At 73.9% G+C, this 8816-nt stretch carries 5 protein-coding genes; all 5 read right to left on the bottom strand.

What is annotated here, in order from left to right:
* Window positions 1-20: 20 nt before the first annotated feature.
* The 5 genes from GUY61_RS30330 to GUY61_RS30310 all read right to left on the bottom strand — a co-directional run bounded on the left by GUY61_RS30330 (window position 21) and on the right by GUY61_RS30310 (window position 8651).
* Entirely contained in the window at window positions 21-230 is a 210-nt protein-coding gene (locus GUY61_RS30330; RefSeq protein WP_166633451.1) for a DUF4287 domain-containing protein, read from the bottom strand.
* A 227-nt stretch (window positions 231-457) separates the two neighbouring features.
* Window positions 458-1972, bottom strand: coding sequence for a hypothetical protein (locus GUY61_RS30325; protein ID WP_166633450.1), 1515 nt, complete (start codon window positions 1970-1972; stop codon window positions 458-460).
* 48 nt (window positions 1973-2020) lie between these two features.
* Window positions 2021-2668 carry a hypothetical protein gene (locus tag GUY61_RS30320; protein WP_166633449.1) on the bottom strand — a complete coding sequence of 216 codons (648 nt, stop codon included), beginning with the start codon at window positions 2666-2668 and terminating at the stop codon, window positions 2021-2023.
* Window positions 2665-4935, bottom strand: a complete 2271-nt coding sequence (locus GUY61_RS30315) for a hypothetical protein (protein WP_166633448.1) — start codon at window positions 4933-4935, stop codon at window positions 2665-2667. The genes GUY61_RS30320 and GUY61_RS30315 overlap by 4 nt, the downstream gene beginning before the upstream one ends.
* A 32-nt stretch (window positions 4936-4967) precedes the next feature.
* On the bottom strand, window positions 4968-8651 hold the full coding sequence (locus GUY61_RS30310; RefSeq protein ID WP_208106655.1) for a hypothetical protein: 3684 nt from the start codon (window positions 8649-8651) through the stop codon (window positions 4968-4970).
* Window positions 8652-8816 lie beyond the last annotated feature (165 nt).

Raw genomic sequence — 8816 nt, 5'->3', positions numbered from 1 at the left:
GGTTCGGGCGGGCCACGCGGCTATGCGGCGTCCTCGGCGCGAGTGTGGGCGACCAGGGCGTTGGCGTGCCCGTGGCCCATGCCGTGCTCCGTCTTGAGCCAGGAGACCAACTCCATGTGCTTGGTCAGGGGAGAGGCGCGGATGAGTGCCTTCCACTCCTCGACCGGTCGGCCGTACTTCTTCTCTATCGCCGGGAAATAGCTGGCGGGGCCCTTCACCTGGTCGGCCATGTCGCGGTACGCCGTCCCTTCCTGTCTGTCGCCCGACGTGATCCGGGCTGGGTGTGTGTCCGTTCATTGGACTGTCGTGGCCCGCTGAACTCATCGGTGCCGTCCGGGCATTCATGGGGCCGGTGTCCGTCCCGGCCCGCAGGCGCACACGGTCCGCCGCCGCGGAAGACGGCAGTACGCCGGGGCCGCCGGGCACGGACCGGCGGCCCCGTCCGCGACCGAGGCGCTCAGGACGCGGTGCAGTCGACCCGGACCGGGGCCGCGGCGGCGTGGCGGTTGTCGGCCTTGCTGCCGCGGTTGTCGAGGACGACGGAGATCTTGTTGGCCGTGATCGGGAACGTACCCGCGGAGACCCACTGGCCCAGATGCGCGGGCTGGTTGATCTGGAAGGTGCCGACCTTGTTGCCCGACGTCTGGGCGAAGTAGCGGTAGACGGTGTAGTGGGCGGGAGTGCCGCCGACGTACGAGATGTCGCGGACGTTCGGGATGTACACCCGGACCGCGCAAGTGCCCTTCTCCACCGATCCGGTGGTGAACTTCCACTGCGCCCAGACACCGTTCGGAGAGGAACTCCCCGACATGGGCAGGCTGTAGTAGAAGCCGCTGCACCCGTACGAGGTGGTGCTTCCACGGCTGCCGCGCCAGCCCACGGCCCCGTCGTGGTACATGTCGCCGCCGGCGAAACCGGGTGTCTCGCAGCCGGGTCCGATGAGGTGTGCGTAGGTGACGGGCGCGGGGGTCGGCTTGGCCGAGGTCCGCTGGGAGGGGGTGGGATCCGCCTCGGCGTCGTCCGTCTGCTTCCGGGAGGTTCGCGTGCTGCCCTTGGACGTCGAGGTGTTCTTCGCGGTGCCGGACTTGTCACCCCGGCCCTCCCCACCGGTGCCGGACTCGTGTATGCCGCCGACCGGACCGGTGCCGCCTTCCGCCTTGCCGCTGGTGCCCGGACCCTTGCTCGGGCGCCGTTCCCCGCCGTCGTCCGTGCCCGGGACGGAGACGCGTTCCTCGTCGGGGACGATGCCGGGGGCGGAACCGTAGGGGTTCATCGAGCTGCCGGCCGGGGCCCCGGCGGCCTTCCGGCGGTGCTCGTCGTCGGAGCCGGTGATGAGGAAGGGCACCGCGACGAGGATCAGACCGCCCAGGACCGCGGCGGCGATCAGCGGCTTGCCGGGCCGGCCCAGGGGCGGAGCGGAGGTGCCTCCCCCGGAGGCGCCGGAACGTGCCGCGGTGGTGAGTCGGCTCTCGGGCGCCGACTCGGCGTCGCCGCGGGCCTGGGCGGCCGCCGCCCCGCCCTCCGTCGCCGCGGTGGCGGCGGTGGCGGCGGGCGTGCCGGCCGTCTCGGTGGTGGCGGTGACCGTTCCGGCAGTGCCGGTGGCGGCCGTCGCGGCGGTGGCCGCGGCGGCTTCGCCGACCGTGGCGGCCGCGGAGCCCAGCCCCACCTCCTCGGCGGACGCCGTGCTCTCCTCCACGGCCGTCTCGGTGGTCGGGGCGGCGACGGCAACCGCCGTGGCCACCGGCGAGACGGCCACCGGGACGGCCGCCGTGCCGGAGGACGAGGTGGCGACGGCCGGGGAAACGGCCGCGGCAGGTGAAGCGGGGACCGCCGTGGACGCCGGGGCGGCCGAGGCGGTCGCGGGGAACAGGCCGGCGGTCGGCTCCTCGGTCAGGACGGCGAGCGCCGCCGCGCGTCGCACCGGGGAGTCCTCGGCGCTCTCACCTGCCGGGGCGGACTCTTTGCTTGCCATGACTGATCTGCCTTTCTGGCGCGAGGAAGAGTGCTGAGCCGACGCGGTTCACCGCGCCGACAGGGAGTGTGGGAACGGGCCTGTGCACCGGTCCGGCCAGGGAACCGCCCCGGCCGTGCCCGGGCGGCGGGCGGCGCTGTCCAGCCGTTCCACGGCTTCGGGTGAGGGAGCCCGGAACCGATCGGTGTCCGTGGGCAGTTCGGCCAGCAGGACCCGGGCGGGCAGGTCGGCCTCCGCGTCATGACGCGCCAGGACGGTGAACTCGGTCCCGGCGGCGAACAGGGCCTGCACACCGCTCCCGTCCCGGCCGAGCACCGACGTGCGGCGGGCGGTCACGGGCCGGATGACGTACCGGACGTGGGACAGGGGCGGCAGGGGCGCGTTCCGCGCCTCCAGATGGACGACGTCCAGGGGAGCGTCGCACCCCAGCACGGCGCCCGGCACCACCTCGTCGGGGACGGCCGGCTGCGCCACGGCCCGTACCAGGGTGCCCCGGAGGGCGGGCAGGCGCCGGAGCCCGGATGCCAGGCAGGCCGCGTACGGGCGCAGCGCCTCGCCGTTCTCGGCGAGCGCACGAGCCCCGAAGGCGCTCTCCGGGGAGGAGGAGAGGTACAGGTGAACGGCGATCAGATCGACCCGCGCGGCCTCCTCGTCGCCTGCCCGCAGCGCGGGCAGCCTGATGAGCGCCTGACTCACGGGTCCGCTGTGCTTCTCCCAGACCTCGGCGGCCAACTCCCGGAACGCCCGGCGATCCGGCTCGCCGCTGAGGCGTTCGGACGCGCTGCCATGTCGGGAGGAGGCCGGGGCGGCCGAGGGCCGGGCCTCGCCCGGGGCGGCGGGCGCCGGGGCCGTCCGGCGCCGTTGACGGGCGCCGGGGGCGGCGTGGCAGTACCCGTCGGCGGCTGCGAGGTGGCCGGGGCGGTAGACGTCCCACCGGTGGCCGCGGGCGGGAGCGGGGGCGAGGGTGCGCCGCTCGGCACGGGTTCCGCAGGCCGGGCGCCGGGGGACCGCTCGCCGCCCTCCGCGCGCTCCGTGCGCTCCGAGCTCCCTGTGATCCCCGTGCCGGATCCTTCCCGCAGGTCCGGGGCGGACCCGCCGGAGCCTGCCGGGCTGAGGCTCGGGGCTGCCCCCGGCGCGGACCCTGCCGGGCCGAGGCCTGCCCCGAGGGCGCCACCGGCCCCCACCGCGGACGCCCGGCTCTCGCACGGCAGGGGGGCGCCTTCGCTCGTCCCGGTCATGTCCGTCCCGGTCGCGGGAGCCTCTTCCACCACGGCGTGCGAAGCACGCCGTGCCGCCTCGGACTTCGAGGGTGAGGGCTCCGGCATCGCGGCTGTGTCGGCTCCGGCTGCCGGGTCGGCTGCCGCTCCGGTTGCTGCTCCCGTTGCCGTGCCGGACTCCGTCGCGAGCGTGCCCGGGCGGGGCGCGGCCGTTGTGCCCTGTGCCCCGGTGTCCCTCTCGGGAGGAGCGCCCGTCTCCCGGGGCTCCGGCGCGCTCCCGGACCGTGCCGGGCCGCCCTCCTGCCGGGGTGCCGCCAGGGTCAGACCCGCGTGTACGGCGAATCTCCGCAGCTCGGCGACGAGTTCGGGGCGCGCATCTCCGAAGACGGCGAGTTCGGCGTGGCTGTGCGCGAGACCGGCGAGGAGCGTGGCCAGGTCGTTCAGGCACCCTTCCCGTACGGCCTTCCCGGCCAGGCAGTCCGGGGCGATCTCCACCCGCAGGGCCCGGGAGTCGGCGGCCCGGTCCCGTACCTCGGCCGGTGGCCGTGGACTGGTGCCGAGCCAGAGCCCGGAGCGCACCGCCACCACCCAGGCGCCGGACGGCAGCCGCAGGCTTGCCGGTTCCGCCTCGGGGGCCCCCGCCGTCCCGGGGAGCGTCCACGCGGCGGGGCGAGGGGCGGGGCGGGCACCGTCGTCCCCGGTGGGATGACAGACCACCGCGGTCAGCGGCGGGCACCAGGTGAACTCCCCCTCGGGAGAGATGAGGCGTACGGACTCCCTTCCGTTCTCGCCACCGACCGCTCTGTCGGCGGCGACCGGGAGTCCGAGGCTCACCTCGATCTCCGAGCCGAGGAGGTCGCACACCTCCTCGGCGAGGTTGACCCCGTCGCGGCCGTCGGCCGGGACGAGCCGCACGGAACAGCGGGACTCGGCGGGCAGACAGGCGAGGAGGGTGGCCAGGTCCTCCGCAGCGACGGGCTTCGCACGGGGGGCGCCGATCAGCACACTCAGCCGTTCGGGGTGCACGGCGACCGCGTAGGCGGGCTCGTCGGGGCGCGGCGCGGCGGTGTCCGCCGGATACAGGGCCAGCCCGGCCGGGACCGCACGGACCACGCTCTGCCCCATCGGTCCGAGGAGGACCCGGGTCAGGGCGCGCTGCCAGCGCGGTGCGGGCAGGCGGACCCCCAGCGCCTCGGGGGCCGCCCCCGGGGCGAAGCGCCACCAGCCGCCGCCCGGGGTTGCGGGTTCCGGGACGTGGAGCAGACCGCCGGGGGTGATGACGGCGGGGGCGTCGGGCGCCTCCACGGGCACCTCCCAGGCGTCGGCGAGGCGCTGGGCCAGGGGCCCGTGCTCGCCGGCCGGGGCGGCGGATCCCGACAGCACCAGCCGGATGGCGAGAGGTCGCTCCTCGCGCAGCCGGGCCAGCAGTGAGCCCAGTTCCTCGCCGAGGTTGCCGGCCGCGCTCTGGGGCACGTCGACCACGACGACCGGCTGCCGGGGGTCGGCGGACAGTTCGCGCACGAGTTCGCGGACCGGGGAGTCCGGCACGGCCGAGGAGCGCAGCAGGAAGCGGTGGGGGAACTCGTCCGTCACCGTGTGCGGCGGCGCCGGTCCGTCGCCCGGGGCGGGGTTGCCCGTCGTACCTGTGGACGCGGGGTCGCCGGCGCGGCGGCCGAACCGGCGCAGCAGCCGCCCGGATCTGCCGCCCGGGGCACGCTCCGCCCGCCCGCCTTCATTCTGCCGCACGCGCCCTCCCCGGTCCGGTTGCCCTGATTCGATCATGAGCGGCGTTCGTTCCGGGAGGTGGATCCGCGGGGCCTGCCGGTGAGCCGGGTGAAGGTGGCGTTCGAGAGAGCGGAACGGCGGTTGCCCGAGCCGCCCGAGCTGCCGGAGGGGTTGGAGCCGTCGGGGGCGCCGGAGTCCGGGCCGGTGTTGTCGCCGAGGCTCAGATCGGCCATGAGCGACAGGCCTCGCTGAATCTGGGGGTTCCGCCTGCCGCCGTTCGCATCGTCGCCGGGTCGCTCGCGCTTGCCCGGACCGCCGGGGCTGTCCGTGCGCGGGGTGCCGGGAGGGTCTTGCGGAGGATCCTGGGAAGCCCTTGTGGGCCGGTCTGCGACCCACCCGCCGTTCGAGGGGTCCCAGCGGATGTGCAGCCCCGGTGCGCCGCTGCCTCTACCGCGCGTCGGCCGAACGGTGCGGACAGTGCCGTCCGGTGCCGTGAGGCTGATGGGACGGGCGAGAGCCTCGGCGTACAGGAAGAGCAGGAGGGCGGCGGTGCCGTCGAGTGCGGTGAAGGGGGCGAACCCCGCACCGGACGCCCGATCGGCGCCGTGCGCCGCGTACTCGGCCAGTGTGTGGGCGAACGGGTGCAGCCGACCGGTGGTCAGGCGCACGAAGAAGTCCTCCACGGTCGTGCCCCGCGAGGCGAGCCCACTGATCAGGCCCTTCACTCGCTCATCCGACCGATACTGCAGGTAGATCCGACCGAGCATGCTGCGGACATCGTCGTCCCAGGTGAGTGGCCGCTGGGTCGGGATCTGGGCGGACGCGGCGCCGTCGACGACCCGGGTCTCCACAGCGGGCGCCTGGGGCGCCCGCACGGTTCGCGGCTGCAGCGCTTGCGTGAGCGCGGCGAAGAAGGACCCACGCGGCTTCTGGATCTGCCCCGCGGCGGTCAGGTGCATGGCGGCCAGCCGGGCACCCGCGCCGCCCTCAGGCGCCGGCGGCCGGGGCCGGACCAGGTACAGCCGGGCGAAGAGGCGCATGTGGCGCAGGAAGGTCGAGGTGTCGTCGCTGAGCGCCAGTTGGTGGGCGTGCAGGCGCATCTGGGTGGGGGCGAGGCCCGCCCAGAGGTGTGTGTGGCCGGGTATGGCACGCGACAGGGCCCGGCTGATCCGCTGCTTCTGCGGGTCACCCAGCCGGGGGTCCAGCTCGGTCGCCGCCGTCTCGGCGGGAGGCTGGTTGTTGACCGCGTTCGAGGCGCTCCCGGTGACGATCCGGGCGCTCCTGTTGACCGTTCCGGAGCGGAACACGGGTGCCAGAGGGTCCTTGGCCGACGTCCCCGTGCTGGGATCGCCGTTGACGCCGTCCCGGAAGGGAGCGAGGCTCAGGCCGGAGCGCATGGCCCTCACCTCCGGTCCGCGGGCGGTGTAGGCGTCCCCTTCGCCGCGGTTGAAGAGGCGGGCCATGGGGTTCGGGAGGATGCCGTGGTCCTGAGGCAGCGGCCCCCCGAGGGCGCCTGTCAGCAGTCGTGACAGATCCGTCTGGGTGGCGTTCCTGGTGAAGGCGACGTGGAAGGCGGTACCGCGGGTGGGCGGTGCCAGGTTCTCGGCGGCTATCCGAAGCGGAGCGATCGTCTCCTCGTACTCGTCCGCGTAGGGGGTGGTGTGCGTGGCGGGCGTGTTCCCGATGCCGAGTTCCTGGGTGATCTCCCAGGCGGCGAGCTCCATCAGGCTCTCGCTGAGCTCGTGGAACTCGCCGCCGCCGGTTCCGAAGCGGATCGGCCCCACCCCGGTGCTCTCCAGCAGAACCGCGACCCCGTCGACGAAGAGGTTCGGTTCCGGGGAGTAGGGGAGCTGCGGAGCGATCCGCACCTGCCGGTCACGGGTGCGCATGTCGCGGGCGACGGCGTGGTCGAACTCCAGCAGCCTCGGATCGTCGCCATCGGCAGGCGCGGTCAATATCGTGGGTTGGCGAGGGGCCTTGCTCTGCGGTGTCTTGGCGGCGGCCTTGAGCTTCTTCTCGTAGTCCTCGCGGCTCTCCCTGTTCGCCTGCTCCACCCGGGGCTCCGTCTCCTCGACGAGCCGCTTCCTTCCCTCCGGGTCGGCGGGAGCGACATATCCGCCGGACATCATGAGCGGACGCAGGGGCGGGACACTCTCCGGCGGTTGGGCCGCGATCTCCTCCGGCGTCAGGATCCTGAAGCCCTCTTCCCCCTGCGGTCCGGTGATCGGTTCGGCGAACTCGGCGCCGTCGGTGCTTCCGGTCGTGGACGTGGCCGCGCCTTCGGAACGAAGTTGCGCGTCGAGCTGGGCGAAGATGTGGGTGCCGTCGGGGGTGAGGTGCGGGTAGTCGTCGAAGTCCATGAAGGCGACGTAGGGGTGGGTGCCCCGTGCCATGAGGGCGCGCAGCGCCTTGCGGTTGGTGTCGCTGACGAGGAGCGTGTTGCGGGCCGTGCCGTAGGGGAAGTTCTCGGGCCACGGGTTGAGCGGGGTGGGAACCAGCGCCAAGGGCAGGGAGGACGTGGTGCTCTTGGCGGCATTCTGGATCGCCGTGTGGATTTTGGCGGCTGCCGCACCGCGCATGGCGGCCTTCTTCGCCGCCAGCTTGGTCGCGGACTTCTCGCCGCCGTTGACGCCGACGACGACGGCGACCCGGCCCCGGTACCGCCCGTCCAGACCGTTCTCCACCTGCCGCAGGAACCGCTGGAGCGCCTCGGGATCCCTGCTGATGACCTCATGGCTGACCATGGCGTTGACCACGTACGAGATCTCGTGGCGGCTCTCGACACTCGCCCTCACCCAGTTCCGGTAGGCGTCGGCGGAGAGCGTGCCGGCGGGCGCGTTCCGCGCCAGGCTGCCGAAGGCCGGGTTGACGTACGCGTACGGGGCGATGTCGGGTGACTCCCGCCACTCGGTGGTGGGCGAGTCGTCGAGGTCCATGGCCTGGGAGCCGGAGCCGGAGCCGGAGCCGGAGCCGGAGCCGGAGCCGGAGCCGGGGGCCTGGCTGGTGGCCGGGTGCGACGCGTCGTCGGGGGCCAGGCGGCTGCCGCTTCCGGACGACGTTGCGGCGACGGTGTGGAGCGGGATGACGGCGTTGCCGCTGACGTTCTCGATGGCGGCGAGGTAGTCCTCGGGGAGGCTTTGCAGGTCTTCTTGGCGGGTGCGGACCATGAGGCCTTCGGCGCGCACCCCGCTCGCCCGGTCGTCGCGGCGGAAGATGTGGGGGTCTTCGTCGTCGGCGTCGGAGTATTCGTCGGCGACGCCGAGGTAGTGGAGGAGCTCGTGGGTGACGGTGGCGTCGCCGTGGTTGACGTCCCAGTGGAGCTGGTCGGCGCGGCCGGGTTCCGGGGTGCGGGACAGGGTGATGGCCTCACCGTGGGCGGGAGCGTGGACGAATTCGGCGGTGACGTGCAGCTGGTCGCCGGACGCGGGAAGGCGGTAGCCGCGGTTGACGTACGTGTCGAGGACTTTCTGCACGCGGGTTTCGTGAGCGGTGAGATCGGCGGGCGTGAGGCCGTCCGCGAGTCTGAACGGGACGGTGACGAAGAAGTGGCGGACGGTGCGTCCGTCGCCGAGCTGTTCGCGGCGCACGTGGTTGCGGATCAGGGTCACGGAGCCGTCGAGGCGTCCGGGGCGGGGGTTGAGCTGGCGCAGTTTGGGGTCGAAGCGTTCGGTGTGCACCGCGGCGGTCTTGGTGCCGTGGAAGGAGCGCAGGTCCGGCGCCTGCACCGGGTTCGTCACCAGCTCACCCCGCTTACGCCGACCCGGTGTCTCCTCGGCCGTGTCCCCGTTCCCGCCACGGGAGTCAGCGGTGTCGGGGGAGGCGGAGGGGGAGGTGGCCGCAGGCGGCTGCTCGTCCACGCCCCCCGAGCCGGAGGGCTCGACCGGTGCCGCGGTGTTCTGAGG

Source organism: Streptomyces sp. GC420 (assembly GCF_009916105.1).
Lineage (GTDB): Bacteria > Actinomycetota > Actinomycetes > Streptomycetales > Streptomycetaceae > Streptomyces.
Note: the sequence above shows the minus strand (reverse complement) of the source record. Positions and strands in the feature narration are given on the sequence as shown.

Excerpts from the sequence above, each read along its gene's own strand:
- GUY61_RS30330 (WP_166633451.1), bottom strand. The coding sequence starts at position 230 with ATGGCCGACCAGGTGAAGGGCCCCGCCAGCTATTTCCCGGCGATAGAG.
- GUY61_RS30325 (WP_166633450.1), bottom strand. The coding sequence starts at position 1,972 with ATGGCAAGCAAAGAGTCCGCCCCGGCAGGTGAGAGCGCCGAGGACTCC.